Consider the following 18,323-nt stretch of genomic DNA (forward strand, 5'->3'; position numbering starts at 1 on the left):
CATGGTGAACCTGGTGGTGCGCTCGACGAGGGTTCCGATTGCCGAGCGTTTCAGCCCGATGATGAGGTCGCCCTCCCAGTGCCCGGGAACGGCGCGGTCCTCGGCCTCGGCGGGACGCTCGCTGAGGAGGACCTTGTCGGTGACGTGGGCCCACGCCTTCTGCCGGCCGCGAGCCCGGGGAACACGCAGCGCCCGTCCGGTGCGCAGACAGGCCACCAGCTCGCGTTTCAGCGCGCCACGTCCCTCGACGTAGAGCGCCTGGTAGATCGCCTCGTGGCTGATGCGCATGTCCTCGTCGTTGGGGAACTCGATGGGTAGGCGTCGCGCTATCTGCTCCGGGCTCCATGCTGTCACCCAGCCTCTGTCCCCGCGGTGCGGTTTGTTGCGCCCCTTCCAGGCCGGGCCCTCGGGGCCGACACGGTTGCCTCCGGCGTCGGTGACGTCCCCTGACAGACGGGCCTGGACATAGACTCGCAGTCTTGGATTGTCCACGAGCTTGGCTGTCTTCGGGCGCCGGGCCCGGCGTTCAGCGTGCCACTGCGCGGTCGAGGCCCGGTAGTCCAGCGTGTAGGTCCGAGTGGAGGCATTGCGCCGTAGCTCACGGGAGACAGTCGACGGCGCCCGTCCGAGCCTGCGGGCGGTCTCGCGGACGCCGGCGCCCTGGGCATGCCAGACAGCGATGTCCTCCCGTTCTCGAAACGACAGGTAGCGCCCGGACACTTCATCAGGAAGACACGGATTCACGCCGCCAGCGTGCCGGAACCAGCGGAACCCCACCGGCCCGGACACCCCCGCAGCACTGCACGCAACCTCGGTCTTGGCACCCCGAGCAATCTCCGTCCAGAACCTGACCCTGTCCTCACGCCAGGCCACCGACGGCCTGCCCGGCGACGGCATCAACCCCCGGTACGCACGAACCTGCTTGTGCCGTTCCACAGCACCCATCGCTCCACCTTCCGATCAAGGTGTTGCGACGATCAGTTGAATCCGTCCAGTACACCAGCCGTGAATTCGCCGAACTCGCCGACAGCTTCGGCATCCGGCTGTCCGTCGGCCGCACCGGCCAGTGCTGGGACAACGCGCTGGCCGAGTCGTTCTTCGCCACCCTCAAGAGGGAACTTCCCTGCGACAGCCCATGGCCCAGCAAAGCCACCGCACACGCCGCGATCTTCGAATGGGTCGAGAGCTGGTACAACCTCAAACGCCTGCACAGCAGCCTCGGCTACCGAACCCCCGCCGACTACGAAGCCGCCACCACAGCGGCCTGACCACCACACCGACGGTGTCCGTCAAAGCGGAACAAGCTCATTTTGCCCACTCCCAGCTGGCCGAACACACATCCGATCCCACGGGCTGCAACTGTGTGCCCAATGGCCTCCACCATCGCTGTGACCGCTCCGGTCGGGACGAGGCGCGCTCCAGGCACGGACAGCCGCACCCCACCGCGTAGGGGCTGGACGGCGTTCTGGTCCGGCACATGCGGGGACGGTGATTCCGTGCGAGCGTCGGCTGTGGACGCGACGCCGCCCGGGCGCAGCATCCCGAGTTCGGCCAGGGCTCTTGCGAGTCGGTCGGTTTCCTGCGGGCCCAATGATCCGCTGCCCATCGCGAGTGCGGTATTGAACTGCCTGCGTACGTTTCGCCGGGCCTGCCCCTGCGCGACCAGCGCATCCCATTCCGTCTTGAACGAGTCCAGTGCCAGTTCCAGCTCGTCCGTCCCCTGCGGGCCATGTGCACAGGAATGAGCAATCCCGTGACAGCCGCCCACCAGCGTGCTAGCTGTTCTGTCTCGGGAGGTTGTGGACGGGTGATGCAGGTCTCGGCTGAGGGATCTTGAACGGGTGAGGGCCTTCCGGGTTCGGTGTGGATTGCGACGTCTACACCGACCAGAAAGGCCCTCGTGCCCCACCGTAATGCACCCCTGACCGAGACCGGACGTCTGCGTCTGGCCCGTTGCGTGGTCGAGGACGGCTGGCCGCTCCGGCGGGCTGCCGAACGCTTCCAGGTCTCGCCGACCACGGCTCAGCGGTGGGCTGAGCGCTACCGGCTGCTGGGCGAGGCCGGGATGACCGACCGCTCCTCGCGTCCCCGTCACAGCCCGCGGCGGACGCCGACACGGACCGAGCGAAGGATCATCAAGGTCCGCCTCCTGCGCCGGTGGGGCCCGGCCCGCATCGCGCACCTGCTGGACCTCGTGCCCCAGACCGTGCACCGCGTGCTGACGCGGTTCGGGCTGGCCCGGCTGACCCATCTGGACCGTGCGACCGGCCGCGTCATACGCCGCTACGAACGCGAACATCCCGGCGAGCTCGTCCACGTCGACATCAAGAAACTGGGCAACATCCCCGACGGCGGCGGCCACAAGGTCCTCGGCCGCCAGGCCGGCCGCAAGACCCGCAAGAACGCCGGCTACAGCTACATCCACACCGCCGTCGACGACCACTCCCGCCTCGCCTACAGCGAGATCCACACCGACGAGAAGAAGGACACGGCCACCGGCTTCTGGGCCCGGGCACACGCCTACTTCACCAGCGTCGGCATCACCGTCGAACGCGTCCTGACCGACAACGGCGCCTGCTACAAGTCCCACACCTGGCGCGACACACTGGCAGCGGCCGGGATCACCCACAAGCGAACCCGGCCCTACCGGCCCCAGACCAACGGCAAGGTCGAACGCCTCAACCGCACCCTGCTCGACGAATGGGCCTACGCCCGCCCCTACCGGTCAGAACAGGAACGACGCGACGCGTTCCCGCAGTGGCTGCACACCTACAATCACCACCGCGGACACACCGCACTCGCAGGCAAACCACCCGCCAGCCGCGTCCCCAACCTCACAGAGCAATACAGCTAGCCAGCCGATGACAGCCGTCTGGTCACCCCATGACAGCCACCAGCACGAGAAAAAACGACGGCCTACAGGCCAACAACCCGTCACCCCCGGCTGACACCCAACCCGCTGCCACCACACCCCCAACTCACACGCCGGATCGCAGGAGCGTCCGCGCCCCAGCACGCATCCAGGCAAAAACCACCAACGCCTGCAGAAGATCCCTACCGATCGACAGCAACTCGCTGACCAGGTCAAACGTCAGGCTGGAAGGGGCTCACTCTGACTCGAAATGCCGCCCTGTGCATGAGCGTACGGAAACCTTGACTCAAGATACTGTTGTGTTCGCTTCAGCGAGTTCTGGCAGGAGGAGACGTGCGATGAGCTGCGCCTTTTGCGGTGCCCTTCACAGTTCGCCGGGACTGATGGGAAGAATCGCGCCGATAGCGGCAGGCGTGGTCGGGAGGCCCAGGTGACCCGGGATGACGACCGTTTGCGTCGTGATCTGCTCGCGAACTCTTCGGACCTTGATGAGAACGCGCTGCTGCGGCTGGCTTTGCAGCACATTGTGGTGGCCCTCGGAGGGCTCGGCGGTCTGGCACATGTGGTCGAGTCGGAGGAGGGCGGCGGCTCTCTACGTTTGGTGGCCGCAACGGGCCTTCCTGCGACAGTCGTGGGGGGCTGGGAAGATCTGCGGCTGGATGAGGCGGCTCCTGGACAGGCCGCCCTTCATCGAGAGCCTGCTTGGGCTGGGACTTGGCCTTCTCCCACGGGCGGGGACTCGGAGAGCATGCCCATGGGCTGGGGGGCCGTGGGTGCGTTCTCCGTACCACTGCTGCTTGAAGACCGTCTGATCGGGACCATCTCCACTTTGCTGGGCGGAGAGCCGCCGCCGGATCGAAAGAAGTATGCGGCGGAACTTGCCTCGGTGGTCGGCCGCAGGCTGGAAGAGGTCGAGACGGAGTGCGCAGGCCGGCCGAGGGTTTCGCGCGATCGCTATGGGCCCGAAGAGCGTCGTCGGGCGTTGGCTACCGTTCAGGTCGGCACCTGGGAGTGGGAGCAGGCCACCGGTGTGAGAATGGACGACATCGGTGAAGCACTGGTGGAGCTGGCAGGGCTGACGCCCTACAGCTGGGACCACATGCCCGAGACATGGCTGGCGCGCATTCACCCCGATGACCGTACGGCGGTCCTGGAGGAAACCAGACGTGCGGTGGACACGGGGGAGACGCGGGCGCTCGAGTATCGCGTACTTGATGCCAACGGCCAGGTTCATTGGGTGGAACAACGGGGCCAGTATTTCCATTCTGAGGAGAGTACGACCGGAAGGGCGTACGGCACCCTGGCGGACGTCACGCTGCGTCGCGGCAAACTGGAGTGGCTGACCACTCTTCAGGAACTGCACCCGGACCCTGTTTTCGCGATGTCCATGGACAATCGGGTGGCTTGGGGCAACATGGTCATGCGCAACCAAGGCGCAGCCCGGGGTGTGACCATCGTGGGTGCGGTGCCCTGGGAGGTGGATGAAGCGCTAGCGGGGCTGGGGCTGCAGGAAATGTTGGCACGTGCTCGCGCCGCCGGCGGGACTGCCATCACCCATGAGCTCCAGATCTTGCGAGAGCCGGAGACAGGCTCGATGGTGGCCTACTCCGCGCGCGCCGCCCAGGTCGGCGAGTACGTCACGGTCATGCTCGAAGACATCACCGAACGTAAGCGTGCCGAAGAAGTCGAACAGGCGCGCGCTCAGGAGCTGTGGCGGTCCCTCAAGCCCAAGGCTCTGCCTCGCCTGGTGGCGGTCTCCGTCGCCGCTCGCCATTCGGCCGGCGGTTCCACCGACATCGGAGGTTCCTGGTACGACGCCATTCAGCTGTCCGGTGGGCGGGTGGCACTGATCAGCGGCAGCGTGACGGGCGGTGGACTCAGTGAAGCCATCACCATGGGACAGTTGCGTGCCACAGTGGCGGAACTGACTGCCCTGGACTACCCGCTGGCTGAACTGATGGCGCGACTTGGGGAGAGCGAGGTCGTCACCTCAGCCCTCGCCGGAGATCTCCAGGCACAGCTCTTGCTCGCTCTGTACGACGCCACGACCGGATCGCTGTCTATGGTCAGCGCGGAACACCCGCCTCCTGTCCTGGCGGCCCCGGCCGAGTCGGCCAGACTTCCCGACCTGCACGGCGGGCCGGGGTTGGGCGCCTCACCGTTGGCCTACGAGATCTCCCATGCCGATGTGCCGTCAGGGTCCCTGCTGGCCCTCTCGACGACGGGATTCACCGGGACGCAGACCGAGGCTGAACATCTGCGTCCAGAGGTCGCGCGGCTACTGGAGCGCACCCTCTCCCTCGGAAGCGTCCCTCCTCTGGAGGATGCCTGCGACGCTCTCGCAAACCTGGCGGAAGACGAGACAACCACAGGGGAGGCCTCGGTGCTTCTCGCTCACCTGGATCGCGTTCCCTCGGATCGGGTGGCCGCTTGGAACCTTCCTTGGGATCCTCAATCTGCCGGCAGCGCCCGCAAGAAGGTTCTGGCCCAGGTCTGTGAGTGGGGCGAGGAGGAGCTGGCGTTCACCGCCGAGCTTGTGGTGAGCGAGCTGATCGGCAATGTGATCCGTCACACCGAGCAGGGGCCTGTGCGACTGCGTCTCCTCCATTTGGGTCAGGACCTTGTTATCGAGGTCTATGACGGCAGCCAATCCATGCCCCATATGCAGCCCATTCGGCTCATGGAGGAGAGCGGCCGAGGGCTGATGATGATCGGGGAGATGGCAGCGGCGATGAACGGTGGCTGGGGCGCTCGTTACACCCAGGACGGAAAATGCATCTGGGTCAGACTTGGACAGGCCGACGACAAGAGAGCCGACCCGGGACCCGCGGTCACCTCTCTGCTGTCAGCACTGGACGAGACCATGGCGACGTCGGAGTAGTGTCACGGCGGAGGAAGGCAACGGGCCCGATGTCGTGACGGCATCGGGCCCGTGCGGGGAGGGAGTGGGAAGGCTGGGCGGCCGTACGTTCCCCGGAGGGGCGTGAGCGCTCCTTCTCTTGCTCAGTGTCAGCAGCGTCGACAGGGTGGGGAGTCGGTTCGCGTGCCCTTCATGGGTAGGTCCTCAGCCGTGCGCATGCTTGTTCGATCATGGTGCGGTCTACGTGTGTCCGGGAGTTGCGTTGGACGAGGGCGTAGAGGTGTGAGGTGATCTTCGCCCAGGTGCGGAAGTTCCCGTGGGCCACGGTGGAGTCGGCCCACGCGATGTCCGCGGGTTCCGCGTCGGCCCACACGTCGTGGAACTCGGTCAGCGTCTCGGTGAGCTGGTCCGGTTCCAGTCCTGCGGTCTGGTGCCAGGACAGCACTCTGGAGCTCACGGCTGGGACGTTGTCGATCGCCTGCTCTGCTGCCGCTCCACACAGCACCAGCGCGGCGGCTGTGTCGGGTTCGTCCCACAGCAGTCGCAGGTAGTCCAGCAGCGGGGGTGAGAGGCGTTGTGCGTCGTCGAGGAAGAGCACACCAGGTTGCTGAAGCGTCTCCTTGAGAGCGCTATCGGCCGCCTGTGGGGAGCGTGCCAGGGATGCCGTCGGCAGACCGCATGCCTCCAGCAGGCATTCACGCAACTGGGGTAGGTCGGGCCGTACGGCGACGACCGCTCGCCAGGCCGGCGTCTGCGATGGCAACAGGTCCAGAGCGTGATGGGCGGCCACTGTTTTGCCCACTCCCGGCTGGCCGAACACGCATCCGATCCCACGGGCCTCAACCGTGTGCCCGATGGCCTCCACCATTGCGGTGACCGCGTCGGTTGGGACGAGACGTGCTCCGGGCACGGACAGCCGCACCCCACCCCGTAGGGGTTGGACGACGCTCCGGTCCGACACGGCAGCGGGCGGCTGATCCGTCCGGGCATCGGCCATGGGCGTGCCCTCGCCCGGGCGCAGCATTCCCAGCTCGGCCAGGGCTCCTGCGAGCCGGTCGGATTCCTGCGGGCCGAGTGAGTCACTGCCCACCGCGAGTGCGGAGTTGAACTGCCTGCGTACGTTTCGCCGAGCTTGTCCTTGTGCGACCAGCGCATCCCATTCCGTCTTGAACGAGTCCAGCGCCGATTCCAGCTCGTCCGTCCCCGGCGTGAAGGACCACGGTACCGGGGGCTTTTCCAGGTGCTCGGTGTACGCCTCGCCGTCGGTCATCGTGCGGCCTGGCAAGCCGCCCCTGGCACTTCGTCCAGGTAGCCGTCGTCGTGTCCGTCGATGACGTTGCCGAGGTGATCGGCCAGGCCCCGGGGGTCGTGGAGTGTCAGTGCTATCTGCAGGAACTCCTGGTACGCCTGCACGTCCTGCTCACTCATCTCTTTTGCTGTGAGTCTCTTCCAGAAGGCGCTTTCCTCAGCGAGCCGTGAGAACAGTTCGGCACGTGTGAGCTGATCAAGATCCGCGCGCTTCAGGTGCCGAACGGGCGTCATTGTCAATCCTCCTGCTGATGCGCATGGTGCCGGGGGAGTCCTGTTGTCCGAGCGCGTTGCTCCAGCAGCTGCTTGTGGGGGATTGCCGGAGTGGCGTTGCTCGCTACTCGCCACACCCAGCTCTCGCTGGTCTGACCGACCCAACTGCGTTGTCAAAGACCTAGTTGGGGGCAGCGTGACGGGTATTTTGAGTGTGCCAGGGGGTAGTTCTGGGAGCCAGTGAAGCATGACACAGATGGGTAACAGGTGATGCCAGAGGGTTTAGCGGGTGTCGGCGGTGTGGGCTCTTCGTACCAGTTTTCGCACGTGTCGGCTGAGACTGCTGTTCTCTCCGCTGACTGCGACGAGCATGCCGAGGAGTTGCCTACTCAGAGCGATCCGGGTGGTGGCGTCGGTGATCTCGGTCCAGTGCCGTACCGCACGCTGGGCGCTGGCGCGTGTGATCGTGTGATGGATGCCCCATGTGGCGCTCTGGAGTTGGGTCACATGCAGGTCCCAGTGGGTTGCTGCTTCAGGGTCGCCTTGTAGGCGGGCGATCCAGCCGCGTAGTTCGCGGACGCTGATGGTGTGGGTGTGGGCGGGTCCGTAGGCTGAGGTGGCTTCCTGGTCGAGGCGTTCGGCCTGGGCGGCTGCCCAGGCCAGCCGTTGGGGGTCGTGAGGTGGTGTGAAGGTCGAGGTGATGGCCGCGACCCGTTCGCGGTACTCCTCCGGGGGAGGTGGGGGGTGCTGGGTTTGCGTGCTCTCCTGCGTTGCTGCGGGGGTGAGCATGGGGTAGGCCGGTTCACTCGACAGGCGGGCTGGGTTCGGGGGGGCAGATGTGTCGCTTACCCAGAACTGCGCGGAGACGACTCCCCAAGGGGCGAAGTGCGGTTCTTCCGTCACAGCTTCACTCCTCTCTTGCGCAGGAAGGCGCTGGGGTCGATGTCCGAGCCGTATGCCGGGCCGGTACGGATCTCGAAGTGCAGGTGGGGACCGGAGACGTTTCCGGTGGCCCCGGAGAGGCCGATCTTCTGGCCGGCTTTGAGGCGGTCCCCGGTGGAGACGGAGATCTTCGAGAGATGGCCGTACTGGCTGTAGGTGTTGTCCGCGTGCTTGATGACGATCTGGTTGCCGTAGGATCCGCCGCTGCCCGCGGTCACCACCTTGCCTGCGCCGGCCGCCTTGACGGTGGTGCCGGTGGAGACGGTGAAGTCGATTCCGGTGTGCATGCCGCTGGACCACGCGCCGCCGCGCTGGTGGTAAGGAGTACCCAGAGGACCGTCGACAGGCCGGGTCCATCCGGTGGCAAGACCGCCCTCGGGGCCGGTCAGTGAGGCGACGTTGGACATGATGATCTTCACGTAGTTGTGGGTCTCCCCGTTGGCGAACGACTTGGGGGGAACTCCGCGGTACTGCTCCACTCTGCCCCAGCCGGCGTTGTAGCCGGCCAGGGCAAGTTCGACGGGGCTTCCGTTGTAGCCGGGGTGCTTCTTGGCCGTGCGCAGCAGTTTGCACATCATCTTGCCCTGCGCCGGTATCGCGTCCTCGGGGTCGAGGGGATCCTTCCTGCCGTCCCCGTTGCCGTCCACCCCAGCGGTCTTCCATGTGCCGGGCATGAACTGGGCTATACCCAGGGCTCCTGCGCTGCTCTTGCCCGGGTCGGCTTGGAAGCCCGACTCCTGCTTGAGTTGGGCGGCCAGGACGCTCGACGGCAGTCCGGCGTCGCAGTCGTCGGCGGCCTGCTGGATGAGTGGTGCATAGGTGGCGGGCACGCCGCCCTTGCCGATCTTCAGCGAGCCCGACGTCGACGCAGTACTGGCGTCTGCCCCGTCCACGGATATCACCAAGAACAGCATGACGCCGACGAGCAGGGCGAAGACGAGCGCTCCCACGGCGCCGCCCGCGATTTGCACCTTGCCCAATTGGCCGCCCCCCTTAAGCGATGAGCGCTTCCCCTGGTACCGCGCATCCGTCTCCTTGCGAGAGGGGGCACGTCGGCGGTCCGGCTCGGGACGCCATTGTCACACCTATCCCATGCGCCTCTAGGGCAGTATCCGTCACAGGACGGTGACGGGTGCGCCCCCTGCAAAATCACCTTTAGTCCACTTATATTACCTTTCCTCTTCTCGGGTGGGATACGGAGACGGGGGCACCGACCAGAACGGGGGAACCGACTCTAGAATGCGGGGAACATACGTCAGGATCGCGGCTCTTGGCGGCCGATCAGGTCCGACTCCGTAGTGGGTGCATCTGCAAATGCGGGGGAAAGTTGTCCAAGAGATCGCCAGCGCCGGAGATGCTCCCGGCGCACGTTCGCCTCGTGATACCCGTGCTGGGGTCCGCGGGAGGGAGCGGCCGTTCCACCACGGCGGGACTTCTGGCCGCAGCCTTCTCCTCGTTCGGCCCTTCGGTCGTTCTGGACACCGCGCCGCGACTGGCTTCGCCCTGGCCGCATTGGTGCGCGGAACCCGGAGCCGGGCTGCTGTCCGTACCGCCCGACCGGCCCGTCACCAGGCAGCAGATACAGCAGGCCGCCTCCCGTTGTCGTACGCCGGAGGGCCACATATGGCAGGTGCTGACGGACCATCAGAGTTGGGGCAGTGCGCCCCTGGCACTGCCCACGGACCCGGCGGCCTGGCACCAGCTCGCGGCCGGCGGCGGCTGGCAGTCCGTCGTCGCCGACACTCCCCACGCCATGGCCCAGGACATCATCGCCGCGCGGTGTGCCGGACGGAGCGGCCAGACCTCGTCGTGGTGCTCGCTCCCCTTCGCTATTCCCGTCCTGAGCGCGGCCGCCACCGGTCCGGGCGTGCAGGCGCTCCAGGTCGCCGTCAAAGCGGCCGTGGCCGAGGGGCTGCCCTTGGGGCGTAGCGTCGTCGCCCTCACCTCGACCGGGGAGGGCCGTCCGCCGGCACCTGTACGGGCCGCTGCCACGATGCTCCAGTCACATGCTTTCGCTGTGGTCTCCGTGCCCTATGACCCGCACATCTGCACGCATGGAATGAGCGACTCCCACCGTGTCAGGCCGAAAACCCTGGCGGCGGGACACGATCTGGCACGGGCCGTGCTCGCTTCCGCCCACGCAGCGTGGGGGGATCCGCTTCCGGCGGCGCCTGTGCCCGCGCCCCTGTCCTTCGACGCCCACGTCGCCCCCGAAAAGGTGCCCGCATGAGCTCCACACTTGAAGCCCTCCGCCTCCTTGCCGACGGCCCGGTGGTTCCGGATGTCAAGCCGTCCGTTCCCGGCACTCTCCAGACGCCGACCGGCCGGATACTCGGCTGGACCGCAGGCATCGGCCTGGCGCTGGCCGTGCTGGGCGGGCTCTCCGGCTGGGCGTGCGTGGCGATCGGCCACAACAGTGAACGCGGCGGACTTGCCGCCCGGGGCAAGCAGGCCATCGTCTGGAGTCTGATCGCCGGCATGGGCATCGGGGTGACTTCGGGCCTGGTCATGACCTTCTACAACATGACCCAAAAGGGCTGAGGGATGGACTACCGGGCCAAGGCGCGGCTCGCTCGGCTGCGTCTCATCGCAATGGGCACGGTTGCTGCCGCGGCCCTGGCGGCCGGCGGTCTGCTGGCTGCTCAGGGCTTCGGCGACGGCGACTCGCCCCGGGCCAAGCCAGTCCCGGACCGCAGCGGTTCCGCCTCCCCGGCTCCCGCCGCGGGCAAGTACACGAAGTACACCCCGGCCACGGCTCCACCGGTGCGGTTGGTGAAGCCCGAGTCCGCCAAGAACGGGATCGGTACGGGTTTCCCACACACGGCGAAGGGCGCCACGTCGGCCGCCGTCTCCTACTGGCAGGATCTGAGCCTGATCGACGACCAGGCCGCCGAGCGGCAGTTGCGGACCATCGCCGCGAGTCCTTCGGATCCGGCCGTGCGCAACGGAGTGTCAAGGGTGCGGAAGTTGCGCGAAGGAGTAGGGCTGCCCCCTTCCGGTGGCCCTCCGAACGAGACCACCTTCACCACCGCCGTCAAGGCCGCACTGATCCGGAGCCTCGACACCAAAGGCGAGGTGATCGAGGTGTGGATGGTCTTCGACCGCTATGCCACCACCCCTGGCGAGGGGGCCAACGGCGACCCTTTCGAGGACCAGGTGGACAACCTGATCCTGACCTGGAAGCAGGGCGACTGGAAGGTCACGGAGAAGAAGGAGTGGGTGAAGAAGTCGACTCCGCCGCGCAGCTATGACCCGCACGGCACCTACGCGTTCCAGGACGGCTGGCGGGAGGTCACCGATGGTTAGGACACTCGCCCGGTGCGGGACGGTGCTGGTGGCCGCGGTCTTCGTCTTCCTGTCGCTGGGGGCGCCCGCCTTCGCCGGTGCCAAGCCGCCGGACCCCATCCCCAAGGAAATAGCCGCCGGCCGGCCCGGTATCAGTACGACAACCGGCGAGTACTGCGATGTGGACATCGACCGGAACTGTCGCCCGCCCCGCGACTGCGAACTACCCGGGACGCTCTGCGTCGGAGAGGGCTCACACGATCCCAAGGAAGCACACAAGGCCGAGGTGACTCACCTGGAGAGGTGGATCGAGAAGGCCGACCACAACCAGCCCAACTACGACAAGATCAAAAAATACCTTGTCAACTGCGTCAAGAAGGAGAAACGAGCCTTCCAGGACTGCATGACGCAGGCGTCCTACAAGTATCCGTCACCGGCCAACCCGATTCGCGAGTGGGTGGCCGGGAAGCTCTCCGAGGCCGCCGCCAGCGCGCTTGAGGAGGCCGCCTCCGGGCTCGGGCATTCGGTTGTCTGGCTGCTCAAGCAGTTCGCCGACTCGTTCAACAGCATCTCCACCATCAACCTCTCCAAGACCGGAATAGGCCCGATCATGGGAATCATGATCGGGATGTCTGCCCTCGTGGCGACCTTCCTGCTGCTCATCCAGTTCGGAAAGCTGGCGATCTCCCAGAAGGGTGCCCCTCTGGTCACCGCGATCACGGGCCTGGCCAAGTGGGGGGTGATCCTCGGGGTCTATGTGACGGCCACCCAGGTTGCCCTCAATTGGTCGGACACCTTCAGCACCGCACTGATCAACTACAGCTTCAACGGCGAGGGAACGGGCACCTCGGAGGACGCTGCGGAGGCGATGAAGGAGCAGCTGGGCGCCATGTTCGCCGGTCTGGTGAGCGGCGGTGGGGCAGCCACCGCAGGCACCGCGCTGATCACCGGCAGCGGGGTCGCCCCGGCTGCCGTGGGTTTCGTCATCGTCATCAGCATCCTGTGCATCCTGGCGATCGGCGGGCTGTGGGTGGAGATGCTCGTCCGCCAGGCGGGGATCATGATCCTGGTCACCGTGATGCCCATCGCCCTCGCGGGGCAGATGTCCGACGCGTCGACCGAGTGGTGGCCCAAGGCCCGTAACGCGCTGATCACGCTGATCCTGATGAAGCCGGTGATCGTCATCTGCTTCAGCATCGGCTTCTCGGCGATGAGCCATGCCGAAGGCGTACGCAACGTCATCGTCGGCCTGATCATCTTCGTACTCTCGTGTTTCGCCTGGCCCTCCATCGCCAAGTTCATGACGTTCACCACCGCCGGAGCCGGGAACAGCGCGGCCTCGGGCATGCTCAGCTCGCTCGGCTCCTCGATGTCCAGCAGCTTCGGCGGCCACAACCCGGCGATGACGGGCGCGGGCATGGTCGGCGGAGGCGGCGGTTACACCAAGGCCCTCGAGTCCGACAACGCGGGCTCCTCCGGGGGCGGTGGTGGTGGCGGCGGTGGCGGTGGCGGCTTCTGGTCGAAGGCGATGATGGGCCGCAAGGGCGGCAGCTTCGGCTCCAAGGTCGGCGGAACAGTCGGCATGGGACTTCAACTGGCCGCCGTCGGCAAGGACGTGCTCGAGAGCACCGCACAGAACACCGCAGCCCATGCCGGCCTCGACCACGCCGCCCACGGCGGACGCAATGTCGTCGTCTCGCGGCGGGGAGGCGGAGGCCAAGAGAACGAAGAGGCCCCGGCACCGGGGGGTGCTCCGGCACCGCAGCAATCGCCCTCCTCCGAGGCCGAACCGCCGTCGCCCGCGCCGCCACCGCCCGCGCCGGCACCGCCGCCGCCCGAGACCCCGTCCGAAGGGAGCTGATCCGTGTCGGCAGCCGAGCCCACCACCTACAGCGGCTGGCAATCGGAGCGCAGCGGGTTCATCGGCAACCTGAGCGGGGCGGGTTTCGTGCTGGTCGCGGCCGCTTCGGTCGTCGCTCTGATCCCGCTCTACCTCCGTTCCCTCTCCGGCGCGTTCATCGCCCTCCCGTTGGCGGCCGTGCTCCTGCTCCTCGCGTACGGGCGCGTGCTGGGGCTCACGGCAGACCAGTGGATCACCCTCGCAGTAAGGCACCAGATCGCCGTGGCCACCAGCAGAAACCTGTTCTTCTCCGGATTGTTCGCACCACGCGCCAAGGACGGGCACCAGCCCATGGACCTTCCCGGGTCGCTGGCGCGCCTGCACCTGCTGGACGCCCCCGACGGCATGGGCGGGCAGCTGGGCATCATGCACAACCCTGTCGACAACACCTATACCGCGGTGTGTCGGGTCTCCCATCCCGGTCTGGCGCTGGTCGACACGGAGCGGCAGAACGCCAGGGTGGGGGCTTGGGCGGCGGTGCTGCGCAGCCAGTGCAAGGAGGACGGGGTGATCACCAGGATCGCCGTCCACCAGCGCTCCCTCCCGGACGACGGGGCCGCCCTGCGCTCGTGGACGGAGCGGCACCTCTCCGAGGATGCGCCGGCCCCGGCGGTCGAGGCTCTCGATCAGCTGATGGCGGGGGCCGGGCCGGCGGCCACCATCCGCGAGACGTATCTGTCGGTGACCCTCTCCGCCTTCCGGGCCCGGCTGGCCATCAAGGGGTCCGGCGGGGGTCAGCGGGGGGCGGCGGCCGTGCTGGTCAGGGAGCTCAATGCCCTGCAGCCGGCGCTCAGCAGTGCCGGGCTCCAGGTCGCGGAGTGGCTCGACCCGCGCGGTGTGGCGCAGGCGATCCGCACCGCCTACGATCCGGAGGCCCATGTGATGCTGGCCGAGCGCAACAACGCGGCGGCCACCGTCCCCGGCTGGCAGGGGACGCCCCGTGGGGTGGATCCGGGGGTGGCCGGCCCGGCGGCGGCGGAGTCGCAGTGGGGTGTCTACCGGCACGACGGGGCCTGGACGGTCAGCTACCAGGTCCGCGGGTTTCCGCAGAGCGAGGTGTACGCCACGTTTCTGCAGCCGCTTCTCAAACCCCGTTCCAATGCCCGGCGTTCGCTGTCGCTCGTCTATGAGCCGATCGGTCCGGGCAAGGCACGCAAGGAGCTGGCCCGGGAGCGGACGAAGCGGGAGGCGGCCCGCGGTCTTCGGGCCAAGACCGGCCGGGCGGAGAGCGAGGACGAGCGCCGGGAGTCGATCACCGCGCGGTCGCAGGATGTGGCCCGTGCGGCCGGGCACGGGGTGGTGCGGCTCACCGCGCTGGTCGCCGTGACCGTTCTGGATCTGGAGCAGCTCGAGATCGCGTGCGCGGATCTGCAGGCGGACGCGTCGGCGGCGGGTCTGGAGCTGCGGCGGGTGTGGGGTGCGCAGGACGATGCGTTCGCCGCCTCGGCTCTTCCGCTCGGTCACGGTCTGCCGGACAGGCGGGTGGGGATCTGATGCGGCTTCCGTTCTTCCCCCGCCGGTCGGAGGGCGAGGACAGCGCGCTGAAGGCCCGGCCGCTGGCCGACCTGTTCGATCCCTCCGAGTCGGCGGCGCTTCCCGAGCAGCTGAGTGCCCGTGAGCAGCGCCGGGCGCGGCTGCTGGAGGATTCCGATGCGGCGATGCGGGTGGCTCCCCGCAAGGGCTGGAACCAGCCGTTGGCGGGCCGGGCGGCCTCCTTCAACAAGGCGGATGTCTTCCGCGCCGACACCGGACGCGCCAGCGGCATCTACCCGTTTCTGCACGGTGCGTCGCTGCCGTCCATCGGGGTGTACATCGGCTGGAACACCCTCACTCAGCAGGCGTTCAGTGCTCATCCGACGGCCTGGGTCGGTGAGGGGCTGTGCACCAATCCCAACGTGATGATCACGGGGATTCCGGGTTCCGGGAAGAGCGCGCACATCAAGGCGCTGGCTTTCCGCATGATGGCGCTGGGGCACCGCACGCTGATCGCCGGGGACGTCAAGGGCGAGTACCGGACGCTGTGCGAGCACCTGGGGGTCGCTCCGGTCCGGCTGGGGCCCGGGATGCCCGGCCGGCTCAACCCGTTGGACGCGGGTCCGCTCGGATACGAGCTGGAGGGCATCACCGACCGGGAGGAGTACAAGGCCCGGCTTCAGGAGATCCACCGTCGGCGCCTCACCCTGCTCCAGGCGCTGCTGGAGCTTCAGTTGCGGCGGAATCTGGCGCCGCAGGAGGAGGAATGCCTGGATGTGGCTGTCCGGGAGGTGACCGGGGAGCTGTACGGCCAGGACCGGCTGCGGATACCGACGCTTCCGCTGGTCTACGAGAAGCTGAAGGACCCCACGGGCGAGATGGCCCGTGAGATGCGGGTGCGCGGGAATGATGTGCAGCTCGCACGCGAGCAGATGGCGTCGCTGCGTGCCGCCCTGGGCGGGATGATCACAGGTCATCTGGCGGGGCTGTTCGACAAGGAGACCTCGATCGGTCTGGACTGGGACGCCCCGATCCAGTCCGTCGACGTGTCGGCGCTGGAGTCGTACGGGGACGACACGATCGCCATGGTGCTGACCTGCGTCTCCTCCTGGGCCCAGAGCGCGATCGACCGGCCGGGGTCCCGCCCGTGGCTGGTGGTGCGTGACGAGCTGTGGCGGCAGATGCGCAGCGGAGGCACGGCGATGGTCCGCAAGATCGATGCCGATCTGCGGCTGAGCCGGGCGACGGGCACGATCCAGGTGCTGGCCACCCACCGGCTGTCGGACTTCGAGGCGGTGGGTTCCGCCGATTCGGAGGCGGTCGCCATCGCCAGGGATCTGATCGCCAGCTGTGAGACGCGCATCCAGCTGGCGCAGGACACCGCACCGCTCAATCTCACCCGCGATGCGATCGGTCTGACGGACGCGGAGTGCGATCTGATCGCTTCCTGGGGGGCGGGGCAGCGGGGCCGGGCGCTGTGGAAGGTGGGCCGCGGCGGTGGCCACGCGGTGCAGCTGATGCTGTCCCACATCGAGCAGAAGCTTTTCGAGACGGACGAGCGGATGGTGATGTGATGTCCCGGGGTGGTGGCTCGGGGGCTGTCGGCGGAGTCTCCGACGGCACGGTGATGGCGGCCTATGCGGCGGGCGCTGCCGCGGTGGTGGGCGGTGCGGTGCTGTTGGGTGGGCCGCTGGCCTCGCTGATGTCCGGGCAGGGGTGGGCCGAGAGCACCTCGGCTGTTCCCGCCACCGTGGTGGGCGCCCTGGTCCACGGTCCGGGTTCCGTCTTCAGCCCGGCGCCTCCGGCGTGGCTCTTCTACACGCTGGTCGCGGTGTTGGTGGTCGTGCTGGTGGCCGCGGTGGTCAAGGTCGCCTCCCTGGTGCGGTTCGGGGGCCGCACGGGCGGCGCCCAGTGGGGCGGGTCGAAGACGGAGCGGAAGCTGGCGGCTCCGGCGGATCCGCCGCAGCGGGCGGGCCGGCTGAGCGCGGGCCGGGGGATGCAGACGAAGAAGGTCCTGGCCACGCAGCCGAACATCTCCGCCACCGTCTTCGGCGTACCCGGCAGCAGCAAGACGACCGGGCTGGTGCTGCCGAACGCGGCCGAGTGGCAGGGGCCGCTGGTGGTCACCACCACCAAGGCTGCGGATCTCGATGTCATCTACGCCCGGCGCAGCGCGCTGGGGCCGGTGTGGGTGATCGCTCCGGCCGGTATTCCGGGCCGCGAGACGAACCACTGGTCCCCGGTCGACTACTGCACCGACGCCAAGTCCGCCGAGCGGATGGCTGCCTGGATGGCCGAGGCGTCCGCCTCCGGTGACGACAAGCGGGCTGCTCCTTGGGTGGATCAGGCTCGCAACGTCCTCAAGGGTGTGCTGCTGGCGGCCCACCTGAACGGGGGCGGTGTCAACGACATGCGCCGCTGGTTGTCGCTGGGCAAGGACGCGGTGGACCATGTGCGGGCCGTGCTGCTGGCCCACGACTATCAGGAGACGGCCGACGACTACGCCTCGCCGTGGCTGCGGCTGCACGAGGACGGTATCGGCTCGATCCAGTTCACCCTGAATGTGCTGGCCCGCGTCTACGCGGACGAGGAGGTGCGGGACACCAGCTCGCGGACGGACTTCACCGTCGAGGAGCTGCTGGACCGTAACGGCACGGTCTGTCTGATCGCCTCCGAGGCCGATGCGGAGCGTTTCGCTCCGCTGCTGACCTCGCTGGTCGCCTCGGTCATCCACGGCGCCGAGGCCCGCTACAACAACACAGGTGTCCCGCTGGATCCGGCGCTGGGGGTGATGGTCGACGAGGCGGGCAACATGCTGCGCTACCCGCGACTGCCGAACATCCTCACCACCGGGCGCGGCATGGGCATCAGCCTGCTGACCGTGTGGCACGACCTGTCCCAGCTGCGGGACCGGCTCGGGCAGCAGAAGGCCAACACGGTGCTGTCGGCCTCCGGTATGCGCATGCTGCTGCCCGGCTGCGGTGACCTGGAGACGCTGCGGTACTTCTCGGGGCTGTACGGGCGTACCGAGGTGCGGCGGGAGTCGACCACCCGGGGACGGGGCGGGGACCACTCGACGCAGGTGTCGGTGGTGGAGACCGACCTGGCCCCCGTCCACGCGCTGCAGCAGTTGCCCGAGTTCACCGCGATCGCGCAGTACACGAATCTGCCGCCGGTCAAGGTGCGGATGCGGCTGACTTTCCGCGACAAGGACCTGAAGAAACTCCTGGCCGCCCCGGGGCCGGCTGGGATATCCCTGGAGAAGAACCCCCCGCTCGGTACGCCCCCTGTGGAGGCTGCTGATGTCTGAAATACGCGCTGGAAGGTCTGGAGGGTCCCCGCCGCCGCCAGGCCGCCGGCTGTGCCCGCGGCACCCACCATGAGGCGCCGCCGCGGCCGGCCGTTCGGCCTGAGTCGCAGGAGGAGTTCGAGGACTGCTTCACCGCATCCCACTTCGGCACATCCGACCC

General features: G+C 67.8%; 15 protein-coding genes. 10 read left to right on the top strand and 5 right to left on the bottom strand.

Features of this window, described 5'->3' with window-relative positions:
- A partial coding sequence (locus P2424_RS29945) for an IS30 family transposase (RefSeq protein ID WP_276479187.1) occupies window positions 1-945 on the bottom strand: 945 nt, incomplete at its 3' end.
- Window positions 946-968: 23 nt separating this feature from the next.
- On the opposite strand from P2424_RS29945, the gene P2424_RS29950 reads away from it, so the two are divergent.
- The 3 genes from P2424_RS29950 to P2424_RS29960 all read left to right on the top strand — a co-directional run bounded on the left by P2424_RS29950 (window position 969) and on the right by P2424_RS29960 (window position 5,753).
- Window positions 969-1,268 (top strand): integrase core domain-containing protein, encoded by a 300-nt coding sequence (locus tag P2424_RS29950; protein ID WP_276476415.1) that lies wholly within the window; start codon window positions 969-971, stop codon window positions 1,266-1,268.
- Between the two features lie 632 nt (window positions 1,269-1,900).
- Window positions 1,901-2,854, top strand: a complete 954-nt coding sequence (locus P2424_RS29955) for an IS481 family transposase (RefSeq protein WP_276474075.1) — start codon at window positions 1,901-1,903, stop codon at window positions 2,852-2,854.
- A 448-nt stretch (window positions 2,855-3,302) separates the two neighbouring features.
- A complete protein-coding gene (locus P2424_RS29960; protein WP_276479188.1) occupies window positions 3,303-5,753 on the top strand; it encodes a SpoIIE family protein phosphatase in 2,451 nt (816 codons plus the stop codon).
- A gap of 169 nt (window positions 5,754-5,922) precedes the next feature.
- Here P2424_RS29960 and P2424_RS29965 read toward each other — a convergent pair whose 3' ends face one another.
- The 4 genes from P2424_RS29965 to P2424_RS29980 all read right to left on the bottom strand — a co-directional run bounded on the left by P2424_RS29965 (window position 5,923) and on the right by P2424_RS29980 (window position 9,175).
- Window positions 5,923-7,002 carry an ATP-binding protein gene (locus P2424_RS29965; RefSeq protein WP_276479189.1) on the bottom strand — a complete coding sequence of 360 codons (1,080 nt, stop codon included), beginning with the start codon at window positions 7,000-7,002 and terminating at the stop codon, window positions 5,923-5,925.
- Window positions 6,999-7,160, bottom strand: a complete 162-nt coding sequence (locus P2424_RS29970; RefSeq protein WP_276479190.1) for a hypothetical protein — start codon at window positions 7,158-7,160, stop codon at window positions 6,999-7,001. The genes P2424_RS29965 and P2424_RS29970 overlap by 4 nt, the downstream gene beginning before the upstream one ends.
- A gap of 375 nt (window positions 7,161-7,535) precedes the next feature.
- Window positions 7,536-8,156, bottom strand: a complete 621-nt coding sequence (locus P2424_RS29975; RefSeq protein WP_276479191.1) for a hypothetical protein — start codon at window positions 8,154-8,156, stop codon at window positions 7,536-7,538.
- Window positions 8,153-9,175 carry a peptidoglycan DD-metalloendopeptidase family protein gene (locus P2424_RS29980; protein WP_276479192.1) on the bottom strand — a complete coding sequence of 341 codons (1,023 nt, stop codon included), beginning with the start codon at window positions 9,173-9,175 and terminating at the stop codon, window positions 8,153-8,155. Before P2424_RS29980 ends, P2424_RS29975 begins: the two co-directional genes overlap by 4 nt.
- A gap of 398 nt (window positions 9,176-9,573) precedes the next feature.
- Here P2424_RS29980 and P2424_RS29985 point away from each other — a divergent pair, with 398 nt between their 5' ends.
- From P2424_RS29985 to P2424_RS30015, 7 genes are read left to right on the top strand one after another with little or no spacing between them, the layout of a single operon-like run.
- A complete protein-coding gene (locus P2424_RS29985) occupies window positions 9,574-10,425 on the top strand; it encodes a hypothetical protein (protein WP_276479193.1) in 852 nt (283 codons plus the stop codon).
- Window positions 10,422-10,736, top strand: coding sequence for a hypothetical protein (locus P2424_RS29990; protein ID WP_276479194.1), 315 nt, complete (start codon window positions 10,422-10,424; stop codon window positions 10,734-10,736). Before P2424_RS29985 ends, P2424_RS29990 begins: the two co-directional genes overlap by 4 nt.
- A 3-nt stretch (window positions 10,737-10,739) precedes the next feature.
- Window positions 10,740-11,501, top strand: coding sequence for a hypothetical protein (locus P2424_RS29995; RefSeq protein ID WP_276479195.1), 762 nt, complete (start codon window positions 10,740-10,742; stop codon window positions 11,499-11,501).
- Entirely contained in the window at window positions 11,494-13,341 is a 1,848-nt protein-coding gene (locus tag P2424_RS30000) for a hypothetical protein (RefSeq protein WP_276479196.1), read from the top strand. Before P2424_RS29995 ends, P2424_RS30000 begins: the two co-directional genes overlap by 8 nt.
- Window positions 13,342-13,344: 3 nt before the next feature.
- The gene (locus tag P2424_RS30005) at window positions 13,345-14,874 is read left to right on the top strand and encodes an SCO6880 family protein (protein ID WP_276479197.1); all 1,530 of its coding nucleotides are present in this window, start codon (window positions 13,345-13,347) and stop codon (window positions 14,872-14,874) included.
- Entirely contained in the window at window positions 14,874-16,427 is a 1,554-nt protein-coding gene (locus tag P2424_RS30010; RefSeq protein WP_276479198.1) for a type VI secretion protein, read from the top strand. Before P2424_RS30005 ends, P2424_RS30010 begins: the two co-directional genes overlap by 1 nt.
- Window positions 16,427-18,163, top strand: a complete 1,737-nt coding sequence (locus tag P2424_RS30015; RefSeq protein WP_276479199.1) for a type IV secretory system conjugative DNA transfer family protein — start codon at window positions 16,427-16,429, stop codon at window positions 18,161-18,163. The genes P2424_RS30010 and P2424_RS30015 overlap by 1 nt, the downstream gene beginning before the upstream one ends.
- Window positions 18,164-18,323 lie beyond the last annotated feature (160 nt).

Origin of the sequence: Streptomyces sp. WMMB303 (assembly GCF_029351045.1) — a bacterium.
In the GTDB taxonomy this organism is placed as follows: Bacteria; Actinomycetota; Actinomycetes; order Streptomycetales; family Streptomycetaceae; genus Streptomyces.

Coding starts and splice junctions, on each gene's coding strand:
- P2424_RS29965 (WP_276479189.1), bottom strand. CDS start 7,002: ATGACCGACGGCGAGGCGTACACCGAGCACCTGGAAAAGCCCCCGGTA.
- P2424_RS30000 (WP_276479196.1), top strand. CDS start 11,494: ATGGTTAGGACACTCGCCCGGTGCGGGACGGTGCTGGTGGCCGCGGTC.
- P2424_RS30015 (WP_276479199.1), top strand. CDS start 16,427: ATGTCCCGGGGTGGTGGCTCGGGGGCTGTCGGCGGAGTCTCCGACGGC.
- P2424_RS30010 (WP_276479198.1), top strand. CDS start 14,874: ATGCGGCTTCCGTTCTTCCCCCGCCGGTCGGAGGGCGAGGACAGCGCG.
- P2424_RS29995 (WP_276479195.1), top strand. CDS start 10,740: ATGGACTACCGGGCCAAGGCGCGGCTCGCTCGGCTGCGTCTCATCGCA.
- P2424_RS29990 (WP_276479194.1), top strand. CDS start 10,422: ATGAGCTCCACACTTGAAGCCCTCCGCCTCCTTGCCGACGGCCCGGTG.
- P2424_RS29970 (WP_276479190.1), bottom strand. CDS start 7,160: ATGAGTGAGCAGGACGTGCAGGCGTACCAGGAGTTCCTGCAGATAGCA.